The following is a 26,213-nucleotide window of genomic DNA, read 5'->3' on the forward strand; positions in this document are numbered from 1 at the left end:
CGACGATCGTCTATAATGGCGTCCCATGAGTGATTTGTTCGCCGCCGCAGGGCTCGATCGCAATGCGCCGCATCCGCTGGCCGACCGCCTGCGTCCGCAGCGGCTGGAGGAGGTCGCCGGCCAGGACCATCTCGTCGGCCCGGACGGGGCGCTGACGCGCGCGATCCGTTCCGGCTCGATCGGCTCGCTGATCTTCTGGGGGCCGCCCGGCACCGGCAAGACGACAGTGGCGCGCCTTCTCGCCCATGAGACCGATCTCTCCTTCGTGCAAATCTCGGCGATCTTCACCGGCGTCGCCGATTTGAAGAAGACCTTCGAGGCGGCGCGCGCGCGCCGCGCCATGGGGCAGGGGACGCTGCTCTTCGTCGACGAAATTCACCGCTTCAACCGCGGCCAGCAGGATTCCTTCCTGCCGGTGATGGAGGACGGCTCGGTCACGCTGATCGGCGCGACGACGGAAAACCCCTCTTTCGAGCTCAACGCCGCGCTCTTGTCGCGCGCCCGCGTCCTGACCTTCAAATCGCTGGACGCCGAGGCGATCGAGAAGCTGCTGCAGCGCGCCGAGCAGGCCGAGGGCAAGCCCCTGCCGCTCGACGAGGACGCCCGCGCCGCTCTCGTGGCCATGGCCGACGGCGATGGCCGCGCCTCTTTGACTCTCGCCGAGGATGTCTGGCGCGCGGCGGGGGAGGGCGAGGTCTTCGATCGCGCCCGGCTCGCCGAGATCGTGCAGCGGCGCGCGCCCATCTACGACAAAGCGCAGGAAGGCCATTACAATCTCATCAGCGCGCTGCACAAATGCGTGCGCGGCTCCGACCCGGACGCCGCCCTCTATTATTTCGCGCGAATGCTGGTCGCCGGCGAGGACCCGCTGTTCCTCGCCCGGCGAATCGTCCGCATGGCGGTGGAGGATATCGGCCTCGCCGATCCGCAGGCGCTGGTCGTCGCCAACGCCGCCAAGGACGCCTATGATTTTCTCGGTAGCCCGGAGGGCGAGCTGGCCCTCGCGCAGGCCGTTCTCTATGTGGCGACCGCGCCCAAATCCAACGCCGGCTATGTCGCCTATAAGGCCGCTCGCCGCCTCGCCGAGGAAAGCGGCTCGCCCATGCCGCCCAAGACCATCCTCAACGCGCCGACCAAATTGATGAAGAGCGAAGGCTATGGCGAGGGCTATCGCTACGATCACGATGAGCCGGACGCTTTCTCCGGCCAGGATTATTGGCCGGAGGCGCTCGGCCGGCAGAATCTCTACCGCCCGGTGGAGCGCGGCTTCGAGCGCGAGATCGCCAAGCGGCTCGACTATTGGGAGCGGCTGCGGCGGGAGCGGCGCGGGGCCTGAAACGGCGCGCAAGCCATTGAAAGAAGAGTCGTTCTCGGCAGGCGAAACTCGCTGCGCCGTCCGCGGATATTCATCTTCAATGCTTACATCGCGTTCCGACTTATCTTCAAATGCTTGTTCACATTCGGCATTCGAGCCTGGACGGCGCTCGTCGTCCTTAGGCCGACCCAGCCTCCGCGAGCCGATGCGGCTTCTGCGATAAAATATTGGTATTATTATATATTTAAGACTTTTTCTGTGATTCGCGCGGGTGGGACTATGTGTATCCGAATATGTCAAGCATAGATTTTGTCACAGCGTATTCGATGTGATTTAATTGTCACAATCATAATGAAATCGAACCAGCGACGAAGCAAATCGGCGCCGCCAGCGTTGACGCGGCTTTGGGCCGGGGCATAGATCACGGTCGATCGGCAACACCGAGCGGTCGTTCGGTTCCGGCGTCGGGGGGGCGCGCGGGACGGTCACGACGGCCGCACTGATCAGTGAGGGAACCTATGAAGACTCTTTCCGCCGTCGGCGCTATCGCGCTGGCCATCGCCGCCGCTCCGGCTTTCGCGGCCGACCTTCCGTCGCAGAAGGGCGCGCCCGCCTTCGTCGCTCCGGCCGCGCCGGCCTTCAGCTGGACCGGCCTCTACGCCGGCGTGAACATCGGCTATGGCTGGACCGACAACAACAATGTCAGCGGCCTGTCGTCCTTCGGCCTGCTGCCGGTTTCGGCCTGGTCCTATGGCGCCTCCAACGCCGATGGCGTGCTCGGCGGCGTCCAGCTCGGCTATAATTATCAGTTCGCCGGCACGGGCTTCGTGGTCGGCCTCGAGGCCGATTTCCAGGGCGCCGATCTGAAGGGCTCCACCGGCGGCTTCGGCTTCGGCCTGCTGCCCTCCGGCGTGACCGCGAATCAGCGTCTCGACTGGTTCGGCACGGTGCGCGGCCGCGTCGGCTACGCCGTTCTGCCGACCCTGCTGGTCTATGGCACGGGCGGCTTCGCCTATGGTCAGGGCTCGACGACCTTCTCTTATGCGGATGGCGCCGGCTTCGCCGCTTTCGGCTCCGAGTCCGGCACGCGCACCGGCTGGACCGCCGGCGGCGGCGTGGAATGGGCTTTCCTGCCGGGGTGGTCGGCCAAGGTCGAGTATCTCTACACGGAGCTCGAGCGTGGCAATGCGATCGGAACTCCGACCTTCCCGCCGGTGCTGTTCGTCGGCCAGCGCGGCGTGGAGAACACGTTCCACACCGTTCGTGTCGGACTGAACTATCACTTCAATCTGTTCGGCGCGCCGGCTCCGGTGGTCGCGAAATACTGATCTCTTCCGAGATCGGGAGGATGAAGAGCCCGGCGCATTGCGCCGGGCTTTTTTATTGGCGCGATTCCTGCGCTCGAATTCTGTTCGACAAGCAGGTGCGGCGCCCATTTTTCCGGCGCTCCGGCGTGGACGCGGCCGGCCGTACGGGTTAGAAAAGTTCCGAGATGCGACTGCGAGACTTGTCCCACTTGCTCCGCCTTCCGGCGGTATCGAACGTCGTTCCGACCGACGCCGAGGCGCGACGGCCGAGCGGCTTTCCAGTTTGGAGCACTTCTAATTCGGGGTGCTCGCGCGCTCTGCGCCTCTGCGCCGCGCTGCTGGCGAGCGCCATGCTCGGCTCGCTGTTTCCGCAAATTTCCGCGCCGATTCGCGCTCTGCTCGGCGCCGGCGAGAAAGCCGCCGAGAGCGCCGACGCCAAGGGCGTAGATGGCCTCGTCAAGCTGACCGCCGAGCAGATCGCCGCCGCCAAGATCGCCACGGTCGCGGCGGCCCCCGGCGTGTTGACGCGCGATGTGGCGGCTCCCGCCGTCGTCTCGGTCGATCCCGACCGCATCGGCCGCGTCGCCGCCAAGGTCGTCGGCGCGGTCGCCGAATTGCGCAAGAGGCTCGGCGATCCGGTCGAGAAGGGCGAGGTGATCGCCATCATAGAGAGCCGCGAGGTCGCGGACGCCAAGAGCGACTATCTCGCCGCCAAAGTGGGCCTCGATCTGCAATCGGCGCTGTTCCAGCGCGAGAAAGGGCTCTTCGACAAGAAGATCTCCGCCGAGCAGAATTTTCTGAAAGCCCGCGGCGCCTATGAGGAGGCGAGGCTCCGCGTCGAGCTGGCGCGCCAGAAGCTCGCCGCGCTCGATCTCTCGGAAGGGGAGATCGCCGCTCTCGCCGGCCAGCCGGTCGGCGAATTGCGCCGCAAGGAGATTCGCGCGCCCATCGCCGGCAAGGTGATCGAGCGCCGCGCCGATCTCGGCCAGCCGGTCGGCGGCGATGCGCAGATTTATGTCGTCGCCGATCTTTCCACTGTCTTCGCCGATATCGCCGTCGCCATCGCCGATCTGCCGTCGGCGCGCGAGGGGCAGAGCGTGCGCCTCTCGCATGACGGCGAGGAGGAGGCCGCGGGCCGCATCGTCTTCATCGGCCCCATGCTCGATCACGAGACGCATTCCGGCCGCGCCGTCGCGTCTTTCGCCAATGCGGATTTCGCGCTTCGTCCCGGCACGGCGATGACGGCGCGCATCACCCTCGAGGAGAAGAATGTGCGCCTGCGCCTGCCGCGCTCGGCGCTGCTCACCTTCGAGGGCGAGACGGTCGTCTTCGTGCGCACGCCCGAAGGCTTCGTGAAGCGCAAGGTGGAGACGGGCGCGAGCGACAATGAGGCGATCGAGATCGTCTCCGGGCTCGAGGAGGGGGAGCAGGCGGCCGCGACCAATGTCTTCGTGCTGAAGGCGGAACTCGGCAAGTCGCGGCTCGAAGGGTTGGACTGACCGCCCGACTCGTCGATGACGGCGGCGCGCGACGGGGAATGTGTGACTATAGATGATCGAGCGTTGCATCGCCTTTTCGGTTCGCCAGCGTTGGCTCATCGCGCTGCTGACCCTGCTCGCCTGCCTCATCGGCGCCGCATCGCTCGATCGCCTGCCGATCGACGCCGTGCCGGACATCACCAATAATCAGGTGCAGATCAACGCCATCGCGCCGGCGCTGTCGCCGACCGAGGTCGAGAAGCAGATCACTTTCCCCATAGAGAATGCGATCGCCGGCATTCCCGGCCTCGAATATACGCGCTCGCTCTCGCGCAACGGCTTCTCGCAGGTGACGGCGGTGTTCGCCGAGAAGCTCGACATTTATTTCGCGCGCCAGCAGGTGAACGAGCGCCTCGCCGAAGCCAAGGAGAATTTCCCCGTCGGCGTCGAGGCGCGCATGGGGCCGATCGCCACGGGCCTCAGCGAAATCTATATGTGGGCGATCCGCTATGCGCCGAAGACGCCGGGCCGCAAATATCTCGATGGCGAGCCGGGCTGGCAGAATGACGGCTCCTATCTGACGCCGGACGGGCAGCTCTTGCGCAACGAGCTCGAGCGCTCCGCCTATCTGCGCACCGTGCAGGATTGGATCGTCAAGCCGCAGCTCAAGGTCGTGCCCAATATAGCGAGCATCGATTCTCTCGGCGGCTTCGTGAAGCAATTCGACGTGCGGCCGGATGCGATGAAGCTCTATTCGCTCGGCCTCTCCTTCGGCGATGTGGCGACGGCGCTCGAGCGCAACAATCAGAGCCGCGGCGCCGGCTATATAGAGCGCAATGGCGAAGGCTATGTGGTGCGCAGCGGCGGCCGTCTGGAGACGATGGACGACATAGAGCGCGTCGTCGTCTCGACGCGCAATGGCGTTCCGATCCGGGTGAAGGACATTGCGGAGGTCGGCGTCGGCCGCGAGATGCGCGTCGGCAGCGCCAGCATGGATGGCGAGGAGGTCGTCATCGGCACGGCCTTGATGCTGATAGGCGGCAATAGCCGATCGGTCTCCGCCGCCGTCGGCGCCAAGCTCGACGCCATTCGCCCCTCGCTGCCGCCGGGGATAGAGGCGAAGACGATCCTCGACCGCACCGTGCTGGTCGATGCGACAATCCGCACGGTCGCCTCCAATCTCGCCGAGGGCGCGCTGCTCGTCATCGTCGTGCTGTTTCTGCTGCTCGGCAATTTCCGCGCGGCGCTCATCACCGCGCTGGTCATTCCCATCACCATGCTGCTGCTCGCCACCGGCATGGTCTATGGCCGCATCAGCGCCAATCTCATGAGCATGGGCGCGCTGGATTTCGGCCTCATCGCCGATGGCGCGGTGATCGTCGCCGAGAACAGCCTGCGTCATCTCTTCGAGCGGCGCCATACGCTCGGCCGCGCGCTCTCGCTCGAGGAGCGGCTGCAGACGGTCATCGCCTCCGCCGTGGAGATGATCCGACCGACCGTTTATGGCCAGGCGATCATCATCCTCGTCTATGTGCCTCTGCTGTCCTTCTCGGGCGTCGAAGGCAAGATGTTCCACCCCATGGCGCTGACGGTGATATTGGCGCTCGCCGCCGCCTTCATTCTTTCGCTCACCTTCGTGCCGGCGATGATCGCCATTCTCGTCTCCGGCCGCATAGAGGAGAGCGAGAATAAATTCATCGCTTCATTGAAGCGCGCCTATCTGCCGCGCTTGCAGAGCGCCATCGCTTCGCCGCGCCGGCCCATCGCCATCGGCGCCGGCGCTTTTCTGCTGGCGCTGCTGCTCGCCTCGCGGCTCGGGCAGGAGTTCATCCCGACGCTCGACGAGAAGAATCTCGCGATGCAGGCGGGCCGCATTCCGAGCGCCTCGCTCACCCAGTCGCAGGCGATGCAGAACGACGTCGAGAACGCCATTCATCGCGCGCCCGAGGTCGCCTATGTCTTCTCCAAGACCGGCACGGCGGAAGCGGCGACCGACCCCATGCCGCCCAATCTCACCGACACCTATATTTTCTTGAAGCCGCGCGAGGAATGGGCCGATCCCAAGCTCCCCAAGGAGGAGCTGATCCGCCGCATCGACGGCCATGTGTCCGAGCTCCCCGGCAATCTCTATGAGTTTTCGCAGCCAATTCAGCTGCGCTTCAACGAGCTGCTCGCCGGCGTTCGCGGCGATCTGGCGGTGAAGGTGTTCGGCGAGGATTTCGACTCTATGGTCAAGGAGGCCGAGCAGATCGCCGGCGTGCTGCGCGGCGTCTCCGGCGCCGAGGATGTGAAGGTCGAGCAGATCGCGGGCCTGCCCTTCCTCGAGATCAAGATCGACAAGACCGAGATCGCGCATCTCGGCCTCAGCGTCGCGGAAGTGCAGGACGTGATCGGCGCGGCGGTGGGCGGCCAGCGCGCCGGCGTCGTCTTCGAGGGCGATCGACGCTTTCCGATCATCGTGCGTCTGAAGGACGAATTGCGCCGAGACATTCGCGCGCTCGAGAATCTGCCCGTCTCCGTGCGCGGGCACGACACGGGGCAGACGCGCACCGTGCCGCTGAAGCAGGTCGCCTCCTTCTCCTTCCATGAGGGGCCGAACCAGATATCGCGCGAGAATGGCAAGCGCCGCGTCGTCGTCACCGCCAATGTGCGCGGGCGCGATATCGCCTCCGTCGTCTCCGAGGCGCAGGACAAGGTGAAGGCGAGAGTCACGCTCGCCGCCGGCGATTGGCTCTCCTGGGGCGGCCAGTTCGAGAATCTCGCCGCCGCGCGGCAAAAGCTCGTGCTCGTCGTGCCGCTGTGCTTCTTCCTCATCTTCCTCCTGCTCTATTCGGCGCTCGGCTCGGCGCGCGACGCGCTCATCGTGTTCAGCGCCGTGCCTTTGGCGCTGTCCGGCGGCGTCGCCGCGCTCTGGCTGCGCGGCATGCCCATGTCGGTCTCCGCCGCGGTCGGCTTCATCGCGCTCTCCGGCGTCGCCGTGCTCAATGGCCTCGTCATGCGCAGCTATATTCTGCAGCTCGTGCAGCAGGGCCGCGCGCCGCGCGAGGCCATTGTCGAAGGCGCGATGACGCGCCTGCGTCCGGTGGCGATGACGGCGCTCGTCGCCTCGCTCGGCTTTTTGCCGATGGCCTTTGCGACGGGCACGGGCGCGGAAGTGCAGAAGCCGATCGCCACTGTCGTCATCGGCGGCCTCGTCAGCGCGACAATTCTGACGCTCTTCGTGCTGCCGGCGCTCTATGCGCTGTTCGGCCGCGATGAAGCGGTCGTTGCGGCGGAGGAGGATGTCATCCCAGAGCCGCGAGGCGCCGACGCATGAGAGGCGTTTGCGTCTTCGCTCTGGGGCTCGCTCTGCTGACGCCGGCCGCCGCCTCGGGAGAAACCCTCGCCGGCGCGTTGGCCCGCGCCTATGAGCTCAATCCGACGATCAATTCCGCGCGCGCCGGTCAGCGCGCCAATGACGAGAATGTGCCGCGCGCGCTCGCGCAATTTCGTCCTAGCGTGAGGACCGACGCCTTTCTCGGCGTCGAGCGGCGCCGCTCGGTGCAGAAGTCCTTCGAATACGACAATGGCAATTACCTCGATCCGATATGGGTCGAGAGCATTCAGAACAATCGTGGCGGCGGCGGGCCGCCGCGTTCCGCCGTGCTCAGCGTCGAGCAGCCCTTGTTCGACGGCTTTCGCACGCGTAACGCCGCGCTTTCCGCCGAGACCAATGTGCATGCGGGACGCGAGCGGCTGCGGCTCATGGAGCAGCGGGTGCTGTTCGAGGCCGTTTCCGTCTATATGAACGTGCTGCGCGACACCGCTGCGCTGCGCTTGCAGCAGAACCATGTGTCCGTGCTCGAGGAGCAGCTGCGCCAGACCAAGGAGCGCTATGCCGCCGGCGAGATCACGCCGACCGACATTGCGCAAGCCGAGGCGCGCCTCTCCGCAGGCCGCTCGCAAGCCGCGACGGCGCGCGCCGAGCTCGACGCCGGCCTCGCGCGCTATGCGCAGATCATGGGAGCGGAGGCGAAGCGCCTCGCGCCGGCCGAGCCGATCGATCGTCTGCTGCCGAAGACGCGCGAGGCGGCCGAGCGCATCGCGCTCGTCGAGCATCCGGTGGTGCGCGCGGCGCAGCATGACGCCGAGGCCGCCGATCTCGACATAAGGGTGATCGAGAGCGATTTTCTGCCCAGCCTCTCCATGGTCGGCAAGGTCTACACCGAGTCCGATATCGACGGCCGCGGCAATCGCGCTCTCGGCGCGCAAGTGCTCGGCAAATTATCGGTGCCGATCTATTCCGGCGGCGGGACCTCGGCGCGGCTGCGCCAGGCGAAGGAGACCGCAGGGCAGAAGAAATTCGACGTCGACGCCGCGCGCGCCGAGTTGATGGCGCTGACGCGCGCCAATTGGGGAGGGCTGCAGGCCGCCAAGGCGCAGATCGTCGCCGCCAGCGCGCAGATCGCCGCGGCCGAGCGCGCGCTCGAGGGCGTGCGCGAGGAGGCCAAGGCCGGCAAGCGCACCACGCTGGAAATTTTGAACGCGCAGCAGGAGCTGCTCGGCGCGCGTCTGGCGCTGGTCGTCGCGCAGCGCGACCGCGTCGTCGCCTCCTACGCCGTGCTGGCGGCGATGGGCCGATTGTCGGCGCAGCAGCTCGGACTCTCCGTCGCGGCCTATGACGCCTCCGCGCATTTCGATGCCGTCAAGGATTCATGGGGCGGAATCGAAACGCCCGGCGGCCGCTGAGAGCGACGCCGGGCGTTTTGAATGCATGGTCCGAGATGCGAGCCTTAGGCTCGCAAATCCCTTTGCTGTCAGTCGCGGCCGGCGGAGCGGCGCTGCGCGCTGTTCGCGGCCTTGTCGCCCTCGGCCTTCTCGCCTGCGGGCGTCGCGCTCGCGGTGGCGGGCGGCGTCCCATTGCCGGCGGCGGCGAGCACCGCCTCGCGGAAGGCGCCTTCGACCGAGACGACGAAATTGTAATTCGACGTCGAATAAGGCCCGATGTGCGAGGGATCATTGCTGCGCCAGCCGACGAGAATGGCGCCGAGCTTGGCGCGCTGCTCGCCCGCGAGGACCGCGCCGCCGGAGGCGCCGTCGCCCGTGCCGCAATCGAAAGCGAACTCGCGCGCGCCGCCCTTCAGCTGATTGGTCTGCGCGCGCAGGCGGCAGGCCTCGAAGGACATGGTCTCGGCGTCGCGCCAATCGGAATGGCCGCGCGAGACGAATTCCACCGTCTGCTCGACGGCGAGCTGATCGGCGAGCTCATAAGGCTTCACATCGTCCAGCGGCTGCGCGAGCCGCGCCACCGCCCAGTCGTTGATCGCCTTGACGGCGTAGGGCTTGGCGGAGCCGGCGACGATCGACGACATATCCACCGCTATGCGACGCTTCTTGCCATCCACCTCGGTGACGAATTGGCAGACGCGTGCACGCTTGGCGCCGCGCTCGTCGAAGAAGACATGCGCCGCAGTGGTGATGACATTATTGGCGAGGGTGAGCTGCCCGGCGCCATGCGCGCGGCCGCATTGGATGAGGCCGGAGGCGGCGTGCGACTGCTTCAGCGCGCCGGCGTCGAGCTTTTGACGCGCGGCGTATTGGTCGGCGTTGGCGCGATGCTCGGAGCCGAGCACCAGCACTTTCGTCGGCTCCAGCCGCGCGGCCGCCGAGAATTTCACCTGCTGGGTGACGCCGGCTTCCGCGGTGGAGGAGGATAGTGGCGCAGCCGCCAAGCAAAGGGCGGCCGCGAAAAGACGATATTCGACGTTCTTCATCGCGTCCTCTTGTCTCGTTCGTGACTAGGACTATGCGAGGGCATTGCGGTTCACAAGCTTGGCAGTAAGCAAAAACACGGACTTCGCCGGAATACCTTCGAAGCGTCACAGAGTCGCCACGCGCGGGCGCGGCCGCCGCGAAATCGCCGCCGTCTGCGGCGCGGGACGGAAGGCGTCGTCATGCGTTATCGATGGACGTCGACATTGGACAGGAGCCTTGGCGCATGAGATCGAAATTATGTGATGCGGCCTGTGCGGGGCTCGCCATTCTGCTCGTCGCGGCGCCTGCGTGGGGGCGCGCGCCATGGCCGGACGATTTCGTCGGCCGTCTCGAAGCGCTGGCGCTCGTCGAGACGCTGAGCGCGCAAATGCTCGCCACGCGCAGCGCGACCGCGACATTGGAGAAATGGTGCGCCGATCACCATATGGCCGCCGATCCGAAGATCGTCGCCCGCGTCGCGCCGGGCGATCCGACGCCGCCGAGCGCGGAGCAGCGCGAGCGGCTCGGCGTCGGCCCGCAGGAGAAGGTGACGTATCGCCGCGTCGCGCTCGCCTGCGGCGATCATGTTCTTCTCGAAGCAGACAATTGGTATGTGCCCTCGCGACTGACGCCGGAGATGAACCGCGCGCTGGAGACGACGGATGCGCCCTTCGGCAAGGTGATCGCGCCATTGCGACCCTTTCGCCGCGTGTTCTCGACGGAGCGGCGCTGGTCGCCGTTGCCACAGGGATGGGAGGGCAAGACGCGCGCGGCGCTCATGAAGGAGCTGCCGAAAGGAAAAGCGCTCGATACCCCTCATGCGCTGTTCGAGCTCGAGGTCATCGTCCATTCGGGCGACGGCAGGCCGATCGCCGAAGTGCGCGAGACCTACACCGATGAGCTGCTGAATTTCGACGCCGCCGCCGTGCGTGAATGAGAGCTACGGGAAGCGCTCCCGCCCTCACTCTTCCTCTTCGTCGAACATTCCGAATTGCGCCGGCGGGCGCGACGGCTCGGCGAGGCCGAGATGCCGGAAGGCGTGCGGCGTCAGCAGCCTGCCGCGCGGCGTGCGCTGCAGAAAGCCCTGCTGCAGCAGAAACGGCTCGATGATGTCCTCGATCGCGTCGCGCGGCTCGGAGAGGGCGGCGGCGATCGTCTCTATCCCCACCGGCCCGCCGCCGAAATTGACGGCCACCATTTCGAGATAGCGGCGGTCCATCACATCGAGCCCGATGCTGTCGACCTCGAGCAGAGCCAGCGAGCGGTCGGCCAGCTCGCGCGTCACCTGTCCCGCATTCTCGACAATGGCGAAATCGCGCACGCGGCGCAGCAGGCGGCCGGCGATGCGCGGCGTGCCGCGCGAGCGCCGCGCGATCTCGCGCGCGCCATCCTCGCTCATGGAGACGCCGAGCACGCGCGCGCCGCGCCGCACGATCAGCTCCAATTCTTCCGCCGTGTAGAAATTGAGCCGGATCGGAATGCCGAAGCGATCGCGCAGCGGCGTCGTCAGCAGGCCGGCGCGCGTCGTCGCGCCGACGAGCGTGAATTTGGCGAGATCGATCTTCACCGAGCGCGCCGCCGGGCCTTCGCCGATGATGAGATCGAGCTGAAAATCCTCCATGGCCGGATAGAGGATTTCCTCCACGGCCGGATTGAGCCGGTGGATCTCGTCGATGAAGAGAACGTCGCGCGGCTCGAGATTGGTGAGTTGCGCCGCGAGATCGCCGGCCTTGGCGATGACCGGGCCGGAGGTGGAGCGGAAATTGACCCCCAGCTCGCGGGCGACGATCTGCGCCATGGTCGTCTTGCCGAGGCCGGGCGGACCGACGAGCAGCACATGATCGAGCGCCTCGCCGCGCGTCTTCGCCGCCTCGATGAAGATTTTGAGATTCTTGCGCGCCGCCTCCTGGCCGGTGAAATCGCCGAGCGAGAGCGGACGCAGCGAGGCGTCGGGATCGTCCTCGCGCTTTTCGGGCGTCACCAGCCGGCGGGGAGGGGTGGTCAAAGAATCGGGCTCCGGGCGTTTCAGGGACGGCGAGAGCTTTATACCGCGAGCAGGGGATTCGGAACGCCTATCCTGGGCTGGCCGCCGATCCGGCCAGCAGGCCGCCGTCGATGTTCAGCTCGGCTCCGGTGACATAGGTCGCCTCGTCCGAGGCCAGCAGCACGGCGAGCGCCGCGACTTCCTCCGGCCGTCCGAACCGGCGCAGGGGCGTGTCGCGAACGAAGGCCGCCATGCGGGCCTCGCGATCGGGACCGCTTCCGAGCATGGGCTCCCACATCGGCGTCAGTATCGCGGCCGGATGGATCGAGTTGCAGCGGATCGCGAGGCCCTGCGCGGCGCACCATAGAGCGACGGTCTTGGTATGGTTGCGCACCGCCGCCTTGGAGGAGGCGTAAGCGGCGGCGCCCGCAATGCCGACGAGGCCCGATCGCGAGGATATGTTGATGATCGATCCGGTCCCCGCCGGCCGCATCGCGCGGATCGCATGTTTGCAGCCGAGAAACACGCCGTCGAGATTCGTCTCATGCACGGCGCGCCAATCCTCGAGGCGCGCATTTTCCGGGTCATGGGCGGCGGCGCCGGCTTCGAAGCCGGTGATCCCCGCATTATTGACGACGACGTCCAGCCGACCGCGCTCGGAGAGCGCGAGAGCGACGACCTCGCGCCAATCGGCTTCCTCCCGCACGTCGAGACTTGCGTAAGCGGCGCCTTCGCCGAGCGCTGCGGCCGTCGCGCGTCCGTTGTCGTCGTCGATATCGGTCAGATAGACGAAGGCGCCTTCGTTGACGAAGGCCCGGGCGATCGCCGCGCCGATGCCTCGCGCCGCGCCGGTCACGAGCGTTACTTTCTCTTTCAGCCGAGTCATTCGGCGCTCCCGGTTTCAGTCCGTCCGCATGTTCGGCGGCCGAACAGATGCGCGGAATGGGGCGTTATGTTAGAGTGCCGCCAGGAGCCGAGACCATGAGCCGCCCCTCGTCGCAATACGAGTATATGTCCCTCGATGATTTCGAGGAACTGCTCGCCGACAAGCCCACGAATGAAAAGTGGGAGCTGATCGGCGGCCGCGTCGTGCGCATGATGGTGGGCGCGCGATGGGAGCATAATTACATCATCCAGAACCTTTCCTCCGGCATTCGTGAGAGGCTGAGGGCGAATGGCTCGTCGTGCCGGACATTAACCGAGAGCTTCCGGCTGCGTGACGCCCCTATGGATTCGTCCATGCTGCCCGATGTGATCGTGCATTGCCGTCCGCTCGAGCCCGGCGCGACGTCGCTGAACGATCCGACGGTCCTCGTCGAGGTCATGTCCGAGGGCAGCAAGGCGCGCGACCGTTTCGAGAAATGGGCCGTCTATCAGAAGCTGCCGAGCCTGCGTCATTACGTGCTGGTCGAGCGCGACCGGGCGCATATAGAGACCTTCGATCGGGAGGGCGCGGTCTGGGCCGGCGTGCGTATTCTCGATGGCCTGGAGGCGGAGCTCGATCTGCCGGCGATCGGCGTGAGCGTTCCGCTCGCGGAAATCTATCGGGATGTGATCGAAAGCTAGCAACGTCAGATTTTGTTGTTCCGGAGGCTGGAACGAACGAAATTGTTTGGGGATTATCCCATTGAGGCACGTAGGCGCGCGGCGTTCGTAATAACACACATACCATTCGTTTAACGAAACGCTCCAAAAGGAATTTATTCTGCATGATAGCTACGGTTTAGCCGGCGGCTTATTTGAGTTACCCCGCGAGGTAACAATCTTGTTCACCTAACGCGCCGCAGGTTCCCGCAAAGCCGACGTGATGCAGGGTGCGATGCGGAGTGATTGGGGTTGAATTTTTTGTCGCACTGTGCAACATATGCAACGTTGGACGGCACCGAGAGCGTTTGGATCCTCGCCCCATTGGCTCAAAGGGGCTTGAAACGGTCACAAATCGGCTCTGGCGGCCAGTGTCAGGGGACGGGGTTCGCGCCCGTCACGCCGTCTCTTCTCCACAAAGGATTTACATCTCGCATATTCCGCTTTGGAATCGCAGTTGTTATGCTCCAGATACTAAGATCGTCATCCCATTGGCAGACAATGTGATGGTAGATTAGTTCAAATTCGGCAATCAATATGATTCGACCGTCTGGCTGCTTGCCAATAAATGCAACATCAGCAAACACTCTGCGTAGATAAGCGTGGAGGGAGGCGAAACCCATCCCTCTAATTTGCTTCATTCTACCTTCGTTTGATTCTATGTGCGCGCAACCAAAGCCAGTTTCGCGGCCCTGAACTCCATTCAGTAGCCTCACAACTCCGCGCCGGCAAACGACCGCATCGCATTGGGCGGCAGACAGCGCCCATTCAGCCGGGCGGCCGAGACGGTCGAGCGCGGTTCTTTTTGTTGGGGGGATGATGGTCTGCGATGGAATGGTCACGCTTTGAACATATGCCGCCCGCGGGTAGCTGTCAAACGCGCGGCGGAACAAACCGAGGCTTGCTATCCGCGTCGCGGTATGCGAAGACGTCCCCATGATGAACACCGCCGACATTGATGCGTCCATCCGGAACCGAGAAGCGCAGGTCGAGGAGTTGCGCCGCCAACTTGAGCTGGCTGAGGCCGAGCTGAAGGGAATGAAGACTATCCGCGCCGCGATTGGGCGATCCGCCCACCCTCATCAGCCGTCGCGGGCTGCGGCGGTCATTGAGAAGGTGCGTCAAGCTGGATACTCGGGAGGCCGCCAGCCGGGGGCCATTTCGCGCCCATGGCGGATGATCTACTCCGATATGTATCACGGATTCCCGAATGCGTGGTTTTCTGAGCAGCAGCTAACGATTAGCGCGTTCAACAATGGGATCAAACTGAGGCCGAAGGAGGCTAAAGATCGGCTGTCGGCGCACGCCATGCACCGGATCGTCGAACAAGCCCCGGACAGCCCCGGCTACTGGCGGGTCACTGAGGAGGCCGCCAGAAAGTTTGGGTTCGACAAAGAGCCCCTAAAGAATGAAGCCCCGAGCGCCGAGGCGTCGGGGCCGCAAGAATCCCTCGGGACGGGGGATCAGACCGGCGCTGATTAGACGCCGGAGAAAGGAGCTTCGGGATGGTTCCCCATCCCTTCGCGGTATGGTGGCTGGAACCCACCTACCGCTTGCTCTTATAGTCGAAGAGGGGTCGGCATGCGCCGGCCCCTTTTTTGTTGCTCGCATACGTGCTATCCTTTGTCAAGGCAATTCCGCCTGAATCGTGACTGGAATCAGCATGTTAACTCTCGCGGAAGCGGTAAAGACCTCGAGATTACAGGAATTTATCGCCCAAGAGGAAGCTCGCGGCGTCGGCCCGATTGACCGGGCCGATTTCGATGCGTTGGCTGCGGCACTCGTCAGAGCGCCGCAATCAGAAGATCAAACATCGCGTTCCGCATCTGACGATGGTTCGATCGGAAAGAGAACTCCCCCAAATAGCGATCCATGTGCTTCGCGCTGATATGAATGTGCGTCGAGTTCACGCTGTCCTTAAATAGCTTCCAAAACGACTCGACGCCTTGCGTATGGTGCGTCTCTTTGGTCCGGTAATCGTAGTAGGACCATTCCTTAGCGCTATGGTTCACCGCGCCGTGCTTGAAGCCGTCGCCCTCAAGTAAACCATACGAAATCAGTTCATCGGTCGAGACGGCGGAGCCGGGCTCGACGGTATCGAGAACCACATTGCGCAGCGTGTCCTTTTTCACGTCCGGGATAACCTGAACCTCGATACGGCCGCCGCGCTCTTTAAGCCCCATAACGATGGTCTTGCCCTCGGCGCCGCGGCCGCGCTTACCAGACCGCTTCCCGCCGACGTAAGCCTCGTCAAGCTCAACGTGGCCTTTGAGCATTTCGAAGCCATTGGCCTTTTCCATAAGCGTGCGGATTTGCATGCCGATCCGGTATGCGGTCTTGTAGGTAACGCCGAGCGTGCGCTGAAGCTCCTTGCCACTCACACCGTGGCGCGTCGCGATAAACAGGTAGATTGCATAGAACCACGTTTGAAGGGGCGTGCGGCTATCCTGGAAAATCGTTCCAGCGCAGGGGTAAATATGGTGCCCGCAAGCGGCGCAGGAATAGGCACGGCGCTCCGCCAGCTTATGAAAGGTCGCGTCCTTACCGCACTTTTCGCAGACGTGGCGCAGGCCATAGCGCACTTCCATAACGCGCTGAATGCAGGCATCGTCATTCGGGAACGTCTCGAAAAACTCGCGAACCGAAAACGCCTGAACGCCGCTGACGTTCTGGCCGGCTTGGGAAGGGCGGTTGCGCTTACGAGTCGTCATGTCCGTATCTCCTATGACGTGAACTGTGCCATAGGCCGATACGTGTGTCAATGGGATAAAATGCCGGAATACTGTCCTATTTTTGCGTTCTGTATTACACCTGAATTCGTTCTTTTAAAAGAATTCTCCGAGCACCTGCTTCAAGGGGATAATCCCCAATTGTTTTAAAACGGCGTTTGTTGCACGGGTTTTCGCGAAGCATCGGCGAGAGCCTAAAAGTATTTGTTGTGCTTTTTGCTTTCTACAAATATTTTGGTGCGAACGTCGACTGGCATGTCATCCACGTCGTTTGTGTGGTTGCGTGGACATACGAAATGGTTAGCGTGCTCGTGACGCTCTTTTGGCTGAGGGACGACTCCAAACCATAAGCGTGCTTGTATAAAACGTTCTGTAGAATCGATGCTTCTCACCGCGCGCCGATGCGCCGCCGGGTCTCTATCGTCACCCACACATTCGGGTCTTGCTGCGACTGGCGCTTCACGAAGCGATAGCCGGTCGCGTCCCATGGCTTCACCTGGTCGGTGAGATTGTCGAGGATGAAATCGCCGCGATTGGTGCGCGCCGTGAGAATTGCATGGCCCTGGTCGTTCTTGTCGCGCACGATGGTCATCAGCAGCGCCTGGCGCGGAAAGCCCATTTCCATCAGCAGCCGGCGCTTCTGCAGTGCGTAGATCTTGCAGTCGCCCTTGCCGTCGGTGGGGTAGTCCCAATGATCGGCCATCGTGCCCCAATGCTCGAGATTGGAGAGCGGCTGTATCGAGGCGTTCACGGCGCGATTGATCTCGTTCAGCCGCGCCCAGGCCTCGCGCGAGAGGTCGAGATCGGCGGCGGGCAGGGCCGTCTGCTGGCATTCCTGAGGCTGGCGGCCGCAAAAATCCATCCAGCCATAGGGGATGGAGGTCGGCTCGCCGGTAACGACGAAACTCGCGCGCGGGACCTCCGCGCGTGCGGCCGAGGCGCTGAAGACGATGAGCGCCAGAGCGAGCGGACTCAAGACGCGAATGAGAAAATAGGCCACGCGATCCCCCGAAGCCGGCGTGGAGCGCCGCAGCCCGCCGCTACGGAGCGCCTCGCCATCGAGGCCGAGAATGCGCGCGCGCCTTTTGCCCGCTCGCCAATTCGAATGCTCGGATTTTAGCGATCCCGCGTTTTTCCCTGCGGTTGACCCTCGCGCTGTCGGCGCAATCTGACAGAGGCGGTCGCCTCCCCTTTCCCCCGGAGAAAGAAGCAAATGGCCACTGCGAAAAAGCGCGAAACCGCCGCGCGTCCGATCCCCTCCTTCGGCAATCCCGATCTTCCGCCCCAGGGCGCGATCAATGCGCAGAACAAGGCCAGCCTCACCGATCCCGGCCCGCGCAGCGAGGCGATCGGCGGGCAGTTTCCTTCGGCTCAGTTTCCGCCGCCCACCGACGTCAGCGACATGCCCATGTTCTGGGCGTCGTTCAACAATGCGCCCAAACGCGTGCAGAACGGCGGCTGGGCGCGGCAGGTGACGCAATATGATTTTGCCATCGCCGAGGAGATTTCCGGCGTCGATATGCGCCTCACCGCCGGCGGCATAAGGGAGATGCATTGGCATCTCGCCGCCGAATGGGGCTATGTCTCCTATGGCTCCTGCCGCGTCACCGTGCTCGACGATCAGGGCCGCGCCTATGTGTCCGATGTGAAGGAGGGGGATATTTGGTATTTCCCCGCCGGCCAGCCGCATTCGCTACAGGGGCTGGGGCCGGACGGTTGCGAGTTCCTGCTCTGTTTCGACGACGGCAAGGCGACCGAATACAACACTCTGCTCGTGACCGACTGGATCGCCCATACGCCGCCCGAGATTCTCGCCGCCAATTTCGGCCTGCCGGCCGAGACCTTCGCCAATATCCCGCTCAATCAGCTCTATATTTTCCAGGGCGAGGTCCCTGGTCCCCTGGCCGCGGATCAGGCCTCGTCAGCGCAAGGGGAAGGGGCGCCGCCCTATCCCTATACATTCTCGCTGAAAGGCAGCGCCGCCGCCAAAAAGACCAAGGGCGGCGAGGTGCGCGTCGCCGACAGCGACAATTTCAAGGTCTCCTCCACCATAGCCGCGGCGCTGGTCACGCTCGCGCCGGGCGCGCTGCGCGAGATGCATTGGCATCCCAATGGCGACGAATGGCAATATTGGATCAAAGGCCATGGCCGCATGACGCTGTTCGACGCCGGGCCGAAGGCGGTGACGCAGGATTTCCACGCCGGCGACATCGGCTATGTGAAGCGCGCCCATGGGCATTACGTGCAGAATGTCGGCGATACGGAGCTGCAGTTTTTGGAGGTGTTCCGCGCCGCGCATTTCCGCGACGTCTCGCTCGTGGATTGGCTCACCCATACGCCGGCGGCCATGGTCGCCCAGCATCTCAACATAGACGAGGCGACCATCGCCAAATTCCCGCGCGGCAAGCCCGTCGTCATGCCGTGAGATCGCAGGTATCATAATACCTATGCGGTCTATCGCCGGGAAATACTGGCTTTTCGGGCGCTCATGGGCGCCCGATTCCGTTTGACAGGGGCGGCGTGGTCGCTTATCACGCCCCATCCCACGGGCGTAGACCCGAGAACAACGGAACTAGCTCTCCCATGTTTGGCAAGACCTATTCGGCGAAGCCCGCCGAAGTGCAGAAGAAATGGGTGCTGATCGACGCCAAGGGCCTCGTCGTCGGCCGCCTAGCCAGCCTCATCGCGCTGCGTCTGCGCGGCAAGCACAAGGCGACCTTCACCCCCCATGTCGACGACGGCGACAACATTATCGTCGTGAACGCCGACAAGGTGATCCTCACCGGCCGCAAGCGCGACCAGAAGGTCTACCATCATCACACGGGCTTCCCGGGCGGCATCAAGGAGCGCTCGGCCAAGTTCATCCTCGAGGGCCGCTTCCCGGAGCGCGTGGTCGAGAAGGCGGTGCAGCGCATGCTGCCGCGCGGCCCGCTCGGCCGCAAGCAGCTCGGCAATCTGCGCGTCTACAAGGGGCCGGACCATCCGCATGTCGCTCAGACTCCAGAGCCGCTGGACGTCGCCGCCCTCAATCCCAAGAATGCCCGCAACGGCAAGAACGCTAAGAGCGCCTGACCATGGCCGAGACCACGCTTTCCTCTCTCTCCGAGCTCAATCAGGCGACGGTCGCAGCCGCTTCCGACGCGCCGAAATATGAGCAGAAGCTCGACAAATACGGCCGCGCCTACGCCACCGGCAAGCGCAAGAACGCCGTCGCCCGCGTGTGGATCAAGCCCGGCACGGGCAAGATCACCGTCAACGGCCGCGACGTCGCCGTCTATTTCGCGCGTCCCGTGCTGCGCATGATCCTGCAGCAGCCGCTCGGCGTCGCCAATCGCGTCGACCAATACGACCTCGTCGTGTCGGTGGCGGGCGGCGGCCTCTCTGGCCAGGCCGGCGCCGTGCGTCATGGTCTTGCAAAGGCGCTCACCCATTATGAGCCCGAGCTCCGCACCGCGCTGAAGCGCGAGGGCTTCTTGACCCGCGACTCGCGCGTGGTCGAGCGTAAGAAATACGGCAAGCGCAAAGCCCGCCGCAGCTTCCAGTTCTCGAAGCGCTGATTATCTCTCGATCGGCGACACGGGCGACAAAGGGCGGCGCGAGCCGCCCTTTTTATTTGTCTCACGGGAATCGGAACCAAGACCAATGGCGAAAATCTTCATCGACGGCGACAGCGGCACCACGGGCCTCGAGATTCGCGAGAAGCTCGCGGACGCGCAGAATCTGGAGCTCGTCTCCATCGCGCCGGAGCTGCGCAAGGAGGTCTCCGCCAAGCGCGATATTCTCGCGCGCGTCGATGTCGCCATTCTCTGCCTGCCGGACGCGGCGGCCAAGGAGACGGTGGCGCTCGCCGATGAGTTGGGCGCGGCCGGCCCGCGCATTCTCGACGCCTCGACCGCGCATCGCGTCGCGCCCGGCTGGACCTATGGTTTCCCCGAGCTCGCGCGCGGGCAGGCGGAGGCGATCCGCAAGGCGCGTCGCGTCGCCAATCCCGGCTGCTACGCCACGGGCGCGATCGCGCTGCTGCGCCCGCTCGTCGACGCGGGGCTGATCGCCGCGCAGGACGCGCTGACGATCAACGCCGTCTCCGGCTATTCCGGCGGCGGCAAGCAGATGATCGCCGCCTATGAGAAGGGCGAGGCGCCGGCCTTCGAGCTGTACGGCCTCGCGCTCGAGCACAAGCATTTGCCGGAGATCGCGGCCTATTCGCGGCTCGCCGCGCCGCCTCTGTTCGTGCCGTCCGTGGGCAATTTTCATCAGGGAATGCTGGTCTCGATTCCGCTCCAGCTCGACGCGCTCTCCGCGCGGCCCCGCGCGGTCGATCTCGAGGCGGCGCTGGCGCGGCACTATGCGGGCGAGGCGCATGTGCGCGTCATGCCCGCGCCGAAGTCCGGCCGTCTCGATCCGCTCGCCTTGAACGGAACCAATGATCTCGAAATCTTCGTCTTTGCGCGCGAGGAGAGCCGCCATGCGCTGCTCGTCGCGCGGCTCGACAATCTCGGCAAAGGCGCGTCCGGCGCCGCCGTGCAGAATCTGGCGCTGATGCTGTCGGAGAGCGTGAGCTGACTTCATTCGACCGCGCCGAGCGATAGGCGCGGTTTTGAATGTTCGACGTCAGTCGTCGTCTGCCGGGGTCTCGGCGTCACGCAGACGACGCGCATGCAGCGTCGCCACAGCCAGCACGCCCATCGCCAGCGCCTGATGCGCGAGACCTGCCCACAATGGAACGACGAGCAGAAGCGTCGTTATGCCGAGCACGACTTGCGCGCTCACATGGCCGAACAAGAGCCCGGCGCCGCGCGCGGCGCGTCCGCCCGCCGTGCCGGCCGCGTCGACGAGATGAAACAGCGACAGCGCGAAAATCACATAAGCGATCATGCGATGATCGAATTGCACCAGCGCGACATTATCGACGAGATTGCTCCACCAGGGCGAGAGCCGCAGCAATTCGTCCGCGGGCGGAACGAAGCTGTCGTCCATCAGCGGCCAAGTGTTGTACGCGTAGCCGGCGCGCAGCCCCGCGACCAGCGCGCCAGCGCCGATCTGCACGAGCACGAGACCGAGCAGCAGCATTGCGAAAAAGGAGAGCCGCCGGCGCCCGCTCGCGACGATGATGCGCGTCCCATAGCCGAGCCCGCCCGCGACCCACAGACATGCGGAGAAGATGAGGGCCGCGAGCAGCAGATGAATGGCGAGCCGCTCCTGCGCCACCTCGACGCGGTTGACGAGGCCGGAGGACACCATCCACCAGCCGACGCCGCCCTGCAGCGCGCCCAGCGCCAATATTCCGATGAGCTTCGGCTTCACGCTTTTCGGCAGCCGTCCACGCAGCCAGAACCAGGCGAGCGGAATGGCGAAAGCGAAGCCGATGATGCGGCCGAGCAGACGATGGCTCCACTCCCAGGCGAAGATCGTCTTGAACTGCGCGAGGTCCATGTTCGGGAACATCTCGCGATACTGCGGGATTTTTTTGTAATCCTCGAAGGCGGCTGTCCATTGCGCCTCGGAGAGCGGGGGAAGAACGCCCGTTATCGGCTTCCATTCGGTGATGGAGAGTCCCGATTCGGTGAGCCGCGTCGCGCCGCCCACCACCACCATGGCGAAGACGAGCGCCGCTATGACGAGCAGCCACAGGCGAACGTCGGTCGCGCTCTCCTCGCTCGGCGGCGCGACGATGGCGGGCGTGGGAGCGGGAAATTGGATCCAGTCGGTCATGGGGCGGCTCGATGTGAGAGGCTCTCGCGCGCCAATTAAGAGGAGCCGCGCGCCCTTGTCCACGGGGCCGCGGGACCGAAACGCCGAGGGCGAGAATTTTCCGGCTGAAAAACGCCACGTCCGGGAGGAAAATAGAAGCGCGCGAATCGTCGCGCGGGCAGGGAGCGGAGCGCAGATTTTGACCGCCAAGACCGATGGCGCCTTCCGCACGATCGGCGAGGTCGCGGAGAGCCTCGACCTTCCGCCGCATGTGCTGCGCTTTTGGGAGACGCGATTTTCCGAGATCGAGCCGGTCAAGCGCGCCGGCGGACGACGCTACTACCGGCCGCGCGACGTGGAATTGGTCGCGGCGATTCGCCATCTGCTCTATGGCCGGGGCTATACGATCAAAGGCGTGCAGCGCCTGTTGCGCGAGCAGGGCGTGCGCGCGGTGATCGAAAGCGCCCGCGGCGGCGGCGCGCCGGAGCGCGCCGATTTCGACGAGCCCGAGCCGCATGCAGCTGAGGCTCCGCTCTTTTCCTATGGCGAATCGCCGGCGCGGCCGGAGCCGCCACCCTCCTTTCACGCGCCGGAAATCCACGAGGAGGATGCGCCGAGGGCCTCCACCTCTCTGGTCGCGCTCGCCGCGCGCGAGCCGCCGCCCATGCTGACGCTGCCCGCCGTGCGCCTTGCCGAGGCGCCGGCCGCAGGCCTGCGCCCGCAGGATGAGCGGCTGCTGCGGCAGGCTCTGGCCGATCTCGCCGAATGCCGGCGCATGCTGGAGCTGACGCGGCGGTGAATTCCTCGCGTCTTCTGCGCTGACATGCGTTGCCAGCGGCTTCGCCGGCCTCTATAAGGGCGGCCATCGGAGTGTAGCGCAGCCCGGTTAGCGCACTTGTCTGGGGGACAAGGGGTCGTGGGTTCGAATCCCGCCACTCCGACCAATCTTCATCTTTTGTAGTCCGTCATGGCTTTGGCGCGCGAGCTGGTCGCCCGCGCTCACGGCGCCAGCGGAGCGGGCATTGCGTCGCTCGCAGTCGCGGCAGGGTTGATAATTCGTCGCCACGCGCGAGTTCGTTACGGTCGTTAACCGTCAGCGAAAGGCGCAGCCCATGTCCGAGACGCTCATCAATCTCATCATACAGCTCTTTGCCGGCGCGGCCGGCGGCTCAGGCGTCGCCAAGGCCAATAAGAATCTCGATCTCGGCCCCATCGCCAACGCCATCATAGGCGCGCTCGGTGGCGCGGGCGGCGGCTCCATCCTCACCTCGCTCATTCCGGCGCTGGCGGGGGCGGCGGGCAATGGCGGATTCGATATCGCCGTTTTCGCGGGACAGCTCGTCGGCGGCGGCGTGTCGGGCGCGATCGTCACGGCCATCGTCGGCCTCATTCGCAACGCTCTCGTTCAGAAGCAGCGGGCATGACGCCGCTTCGCGCGGACCCGTAGACGCATCGGCGGAATATCGGCATACCGATTGCGTAGAACGCTTCCAAAAAGACGCCCTCCTCGTGAGGGCGTCGGATGCGGGTTCGTGCGAAAGGGCGAAGACAGTGGCCGATGAAGCATCAGTCTTGAAAGCGCTGGAGAGCGTCGCGGGTCCAGACGGCAAATCGATTGTCGCGGCCGGCCTCGTCAGCGGAGTCAATGTGTCGGGGGCCAAGGCCTTCGTCTCGCTCACCGGCGATCCGGCGCGGGCCAAGGAGCTCGAGGTGCTGCGCGTCGCCGTGGAAGGCGCCGTGAAGACCGTGCCGGGGATAGAGGCCGCGATCGTGACGCTGACCGCCGAACGGGCGCCGGCGCCCGCCGCTCCGCCTCCGGGTCAGGCGCCGCAGCGCAAGACGATCGCGGCGATCGAGAAGATCAAATACATTGTCGCGGTTTCCTCGGGCAAAGGCGGCGTCGGAAAATCGACAACCTCCGCCAATCTGGCGCTCGGCCTCGCGGCGCAAGGCTGGCGCGTCGGCCTGCTCGACGCGGATATCTACGGCCCTTCGGCGCCGCGGCTCTTCGGCCTCAAGGGCCAGCCGGAGGTCGTCGGCAATAAGATGATCCCGCTCGAGGCCTTCGGCCTCAAGATCATGTCCATCGGCTTTCTGGTCGAGGAGGATGTGCCCATGGTCTGGCGTGGGCCGATGGTGGCGCAGGCGCTCGGCCAGATGCTGGGCGAGGTCGCCTGGGGCGAGCTGGACGCGCTCGTCGTCGACATGCCGCCCGGCACCGGCGACGCGCAGCTGACCATGGCGCAGCAAGTGCCGCTCGCCGGCGCGGTCGTGGTCTCGACGCCGCAGGATCTGGCGCTGATCGACGCGCGCCGCGGCGTGGCCATGTTCCAGAAGGTCTCGACGCCCATTCTCGGCATTATCGAGAATATGAGCTATTTCCTCTGCCCGCATTGCGGCGGTCGCACCGACATCTTCTCTCATGGCGGCGCGCGGCAGGACGCCGAGGCGCTGGGCGTGCCCTTCCTCGGCGAGGTGCCGCTCGATCTCGCCATTCGCCAGACCTCGGACGCCGGCACGCCGGTCGTCGCCTCCGCGCCGGACGGCCCGCATGCGGCGATCTATAAGGAGCTCGCCGCCAAGGTGAAGAATTTGCTGGAGACCCAGTCGCGCAAGGCGCCGCCGAAAATCGTCATCGGCTGATCGTCGGACCGGAGGCTCCTTCCGCCCGAGGCGGCGGAGCCTCGCGGGCGGCGCGCCGTCAGAGATGCGTCGGGATGAAGGAGTCGTCGCCGAGGTCGAACTTATAGTTCCAGCCGACGGAGACTTCGGTTCCACGCAGCCAGATATTGACGTTGGCGGCAGGATTATAGGCGCCGAACGGCGTCGCCGGCGTCTGCGGCAGCGCCTCTCGCCCGCTGACGCTGTTCTTGAAGCCATAGACGAAGGCGACGTCGATCGTCGAATTTTTGGTGATGGCGTAGCTCACGCCGGCGCTCGCGTGATGCGCGTTGATGATCGGCGCCAGTATGTTCAGCGTCACGCTGTTCGTCGGGATCGGATTGGTGGCGTAATGATAGCCGGCGCGAAGCGCCAATCCGGGCTGCACGCGCCATTCGATTCCGAAGGACGCCGAATCAGTGTCTTTCCAGCCGAAGCCGGGGCCGTTCGACGAGCCGAGCGTGCGATAGAGGACCGGGAAGCTCGGATTGCTGACCGAGGAGACGCCCGAATAGAAAATATGGCGCCAGTCGGCCATCACCGTCAGATCCGGCGTGATGTCATAGGCGACGCCGGCGGTGATCGAGGCGGGAATGTCGAAGCGCCCGCCATCGGCGAAGAGACCGGCATATTTGGCGAAGCGCGTCATGAACATGGGCGTCGAGGCCGCGGCGCCGATACGAAATTGATCCGTCACGCGCCATTGCATGCCGAAGCGCATGCCGCCGCCGAAGGACCAGTCATAGCCATTGTCCGAGAGGCGATACATGTCGGACGAATAGGGCGCGAAGGTCTTGAGGCCCTGTAGATTGATCATCTGCACGGCGATGGTCGGCGCTATGCCGATCGCCAGCGAGCCGAACTTCTGCGCATAGGCGAAGCTGGTGAAGGATTGCTCCAGATTGACGCCGGCGTAGCCGCCGCCGAACGGCCCGCCGAGCGGCGAGTGATAATGCCCGAAATCGAAAGAGGTGGCGATGCCGCCATTGCCATAGGACGCCGTGCCCCAGGATGAATTGGCGTCGATCGGCGACACATAGGCGCTGTTCGGCACCGGAAAGATCGGACGGCCGCTGCGATTGTCGCCGGGCGCCACCACTTTGGGCAGCCCCTCGGTCGAGTAGCCGCGCTCCGGCATGAGGGCGGTGATGCCCAGATGCATCTGGCGCTCGAGATCGACGATGCCGGCCGGATTGATCGAAAGCGCCATGGATTCGCGCGAATCGGCGACGCCGGCGCCGCCCAGCGCCTTCTGACGGGGACCGTAGCCGATCAGAAAATAGCCGTCCGCCGCGAGCGCAGGAGTTGTGAGAGAGATTGTCAGAGCCGTCGCCGAGACGAGATTACGCCAGGAATATCCGTTCATTATCTATTGCCCTGCCCAGATTCGGTCGCCGTTCACACGCCATTTAGAAGCACTCGGCAACCCGGCGGCGTTCTCGTCCCACGACTCACTATTGGGTCCGACCCTATCAGAGCGCGCGGCCCACGACAGCGCCGTCGCTCGGATAGGCGTGAATATTCCGCGGCCTGTCACGTTTTTGCCACAGCGCGTGATTGCCGGCTTGCCGCGATCCGAGGCCGCGGGTAGAATCGGAGCATGGCGAGGGGCGCCTCTCCGAGAGGAGCGGCTGAGAAGCACCCATCGAACCTGATCCGGGTAATGCCGGCGCGAGGGAAGGCCAGCAGGACGCGTCGCCCGATCTTTCGGGACGGCGCGCCCGACTTCAT

Annotated in this window: 23 protein-coding genes, 1 tRNA gene and 1 riboswitch; of the genes, 16 read left to right on the plus strand and 8 right to left on the minus strand. The window is 64.8% G+C overall.

Annotated features, from left to right (window positions below):
- Positions 1–25 precede the first annotated feature (25 nt).
- The 5 genes from GYH34_RS09295 (at position 26) to GYH34_RS09315 (ending at position 8,828) form a co-directional block, all read left to right on the plus strand.
- The gene (locus tag GYH34_RS09295) at positions 26–1,336 is read left to right on the plus strand and encodes a replication-associated recombination protein A (protein ID WP_161913329.1); all 1,311 of its coding nucleotides are present in this window, start codon (positions 26–28) and stop codon (positions 1,334–1,336) included.
- A gap of 497 nt (positions 1,337–1,833) precedes the next feature.
- A complete protein-coding gene (locus tag GYH34_RS09300) occupies positions 1,834–2,643 on the plus strand; it encodes an outer membrane beta-barrel protein (protein WP_161913330.1) in 810 nt (269 codons plus the stop codon).
- A 179-nt stretch (positions 2,644–2,822) separates the two neighbouring features.
- Entirely contained in the window at positions 2,823–4,121 is a 1,299-nt protein-coding gene (locus tag GYH34_RS09305) for an efflux RND transporter periplasmic adaptor subunit (RefSeq protein WP_244635339.1), read from the plus strand.
- Positions 4,122–4,173: 52 nt separating this feature from the next.
- Complete coding sequence (locus GYH34_RS09310; RefSeq protein WP_161913331.1) at positions 4,174–7,416, plus strand: CusA/CzcA family heavy metal efflux RND transporter; 3,243 nt, start codon at positions 4,174–4,176, stop codon at positions 7,414–7,416.
- Positions 7,413–8,828 (plus strand): TolC family outer membrane protein, encoded by a 1,416-nt coding sequence (locus GYH34_RS09315; protein WP_161913332.1) that lies wholly within the window; start codon positions 7,413–7,415, stop codon positions 8,826–8,828. The genes GYH34_RS09310 and GYH34_RS09315 overlap by 4 nt, the downstream gene beginning before the upstream one ends.
- A gap of 68 nt (positions 8,829–8,896) precedes the next feature.
- On the opposite strand, the gene GYH34_RS09320 is transcribed toward GYH34_RS09315, so the two are convergent.
- Positions 8,897–9,853, minus strand: a complete 957-nt coding sequence (locus GYH34_RS09320) for a trypsin-like peptidase domain-containing protein (RefSeq protein ID WP_161913333.1) — start codon at positions 9,851–9,853, stop codon at positions 8,897–8,899.
- Positions 9,854–10,077: 224 nt separating this feature from the next.
- Here GYH34_RS09320 and GYH34_RS09325 point away from each other — a divergent pair, with 224 nt between their 5' ends.
- Positions 10,078–10,770 carry a hypothetical protein gene (locus GYH34_RS09325; protein WP_161913334.1) on the plus strand — a complete coding sequence of 231 codons (693 nt, stop codon included), beginning with the start codon at positions 10,078–10,080 and terminating at the stop codon, positions 10,768–10,770.
- A gap of 24 nt (positions 10,771–10,794) precedes the next feature.
- Here the strand turns inward: GYH34_RS09325 and ruvB are convergent, their stop codons facing one another.
- Positions 10,795–11,838, minus strand: a complete 1,044-nt coding sequence (gene ruvB / locus GYH34_RS09330; protein ID WP_161913335.1) for a Holliday junction branch migration DNA helicase RuvB — start codon at positions 11,836–11,838, stop codon at positions 10,795–10,797.
- A gap of 67 nt (positions 11,839–11,905) precedes the next feature.
- Positions 11,906–12,703: a glucose 1-dehydrogenase gene (locus tag GYH34_RS09335; protein WP_161913336.1), complete on the minus strand. Its 798-nt coding sequence runs from the start codon at positions 12,701–12,703 to the stop codon at positions 11,906–11,908.
- A 95-nt stretch (positions 12,704–12,798) separates the two neighbouring features.
- Between GYH34_RS09335 and GYH34_RS09340 the strand changes: the two genes are divergently transcribed.
- The gene (locus GYH34_RS09340) at positions 12,799–13,383 is read left to right on the plus strand and encodes a Uma2 family endonuclease (protein ID WP_161913337.1); all 585 of its coding nucleotides are present in this window, start codon (positions 12,799–12,801) and stop codon (positions 13,381–13,383) included.
- A gap of 392 nt (positions 13,384–13,775) precedes the next feature.
- On the opposite strand, the gene GYH34_RS09345 is transcribed toward GYH34_RS09340, so the two are convergent.
- On the minus strand, positions 13,776–14,357 hold the full coding sequence (locus tag GYH34_RS09345; RefSeq protein ID WP_161913338.1) for a hypothetical protein: 582 nt from the start codon (positions 14,355–14,357) through the stop codon (positions 13,776–13,778).
- Here GYH34_RS09345 and GYH34_RS09350 point away from each other — a divergent pair.
- Positions 14,338–14,883, plus strand: coding sequence for a hypothetical protein (locus GYH34_RS09350; protein WP_161913339.1), 546 nt, complete (start codon positions 14,338–14,340; stop codon positions 14,881–14,883). The two genes, GYH34_RS09345 and GYH34_RS09350, sit on opposite strands and share 20 nt — an antisense overlap.
- Before the next feature lie 302 nt (positions 14,884–15,185).
- Here GYH34_RS09350 and GYH34_RS09355 read toward each other — a convergent pair whose 3' ends face one another.
- Complete coding sequence (locus GYH34_RS09355; protein ID WP_161913340.1) at positions 15,186–16,112, minus strand: IS1595 family transposase; 927 nt, start codon at positions 16,110–16,112, stop codon at positions 15,186–15,188.
- 406 nt (positions 16,113–16,518) lie between these two features.
- Positions 16,519–17,130, minus strand: a complete 612-nt coding sequence (locus GYH34_RS09360; protein ID WP_244635340.1) for a transglutaminase-like cysteine peptidase — start codon at positions 17,128–17,130, stop codon at positions 16,519–16,521.
- Positions 17,131–17,343: 213 nt separating this feature from the next.
- Between GYH34_RS09360 and GYH34_RS09365 the strand changes: the two genes are divergently transcribed.
- The 4 genes from GYH34_RS09365 to argC all read left to right on the plus strand — a co-directional run bounded on the left by GYH34_RS09365 (position 17,344) and on the right by argC (position 20,693).
- A complete protein-coding gene (locus GYH34_RS09365; RefSeq protein ID WP_161913341.1) occupies positions 17,344–18,555 on the plus strand; it encodes a cupin domain-containing protein in 1,212 nt (403 codons plus the stop codon).
- Positions 18,556–18,713: 158 nt separating this feature from the next.
- Positions 18,714–19,202 (plus strand): 50S ribosomal protein L13, encoded by a 489-nt coding sequence (rplM, locus tag GYH34_RS09370; RefSeq protein ID WP_018266208.1) that lies wholly within the window; start codon positions 18,714–18,716, stop codon positions 19,200–19,202.
- A 2-nt stretch (positions 19,203–19,204) separates the two neighbouring features.
- Entirely contained in the window at positions 19,205–19,687 is a 483-nt protein-coding gene (gene rpsI / locus GYH34_RS09375; RefSeq protein ID WP_161913342.1) for a 30S ribosomal protein S9, read from the plus strand.
- A gap of 85 nt (positions 19,688–19,772) precedes the next feature.
- Complete coding sequence (gene argC, locus GYH34_RS09380; protein ID WP_161913343.1) at positions 19,773–20,693, plus strand: N-acetyl-gamma-glutamyl-phosphate reductase; 921 nt, start codon at positions 19,773–19,775, stop codon at positions 20,691–20,693.
- Between the two features lie 48 nt (positions 20,694–20,741).
- Here the strand turns inward: argC and GYH34_RS09385 are convergent, their stop codons facing one another.
- Positions 20,742–21,842, minus strand: a complete 1,101-nt coding sequence (locus GYH34_RS09385; protein WP_161913344.1) for a COX15/CtaA family protein — start codon at positions 21,840–21,842, stop codon at positions 20,742–20,744.
- Between the two features lie 178 nt (positions 21,843–22,020).
- Between GYH34_RS09385 and GYH34_RS09390 the strand changes: the two genes are divergently transcribed.
- The 4 genes from GYH34_RS09390 (at position 22,021) to GYH34_RS09405 (ending at position 24,464) form a co-directional block, all read left to right on the plus strand.
- The gene (locus GYH34_RS09390) at positions 22,021–22,620 is read left to right on the plus strand and encodes a MerR family transcriptional regulator (RefSeq protein ID WP_161913345.1); all 600 of its coding nucleotides are present in this window, start codon (positions 22,021–22,023) and stop codon (positions 22,618–22,620) included.
- Between the two features lie 67 nt (positions 22,621–22,687).
- Positions 22,688–22,765 (plus strand) — tRNA-Pro (locus tag GYH34_RS09395).
- Positions 22,766–22,933: 168 nt separating this feature from the next.
- Complete coding sequence (locus tag GYH34_RS09400; RefSeq protein WP_018266201.1) at positions 22,934–23,245, plus strand: hypothetical protein; 312 nt, start codon at positions 22,934–22,936, stop codon at positions 23,243–23,245.
- Between the two features lie 127 nt (positions 23,246–23,372).
- Complete coding sequence (locus tag GYH34_RS09405) at positions 23,373–24,464, plus strand: Mrp/NBP35 family ATP-binding protein (RefSeq protein ID WP_161913346.1); 1,092 nt, start codon at positions 23,373–23,375, stop codon at positions 24,462–24,464.
- Between the two features lie 58 nt (positions 24,465–24,522).
- Here the strand turns inward: GYH34_RS09405 and GYH34_RS09410 are convergent, their stop codons facing one another.
- Complete coding sequence (locus GYH34_RS09410; RefSeq protein ID WP_161913347.1) at positions 24,523–25,848, minus strand: outer membrane protein transport protein; 1,326 nt, start codon at positions 25,846–25,848, stop codon at positions 24,523–24,525.
- Positions 25,849–26,078: 230 nt separating this feature from the next.
- A riboswitch (TPP riboswitch) is annotated at positions 26,079–26,179 on the plus strand.
- The last annotated feature ends 34 nt before the right edge of the window (positions 26,180–26,213 follow it).

Source organism: Methylosinus sp. C49, assembly GCF_009936375.1.
Lineage (GTDB): Bacteria > Pseudomonadota > Alphaproteobacteria > Rhizobiales > Beijerinckiaceae > Methylosinus.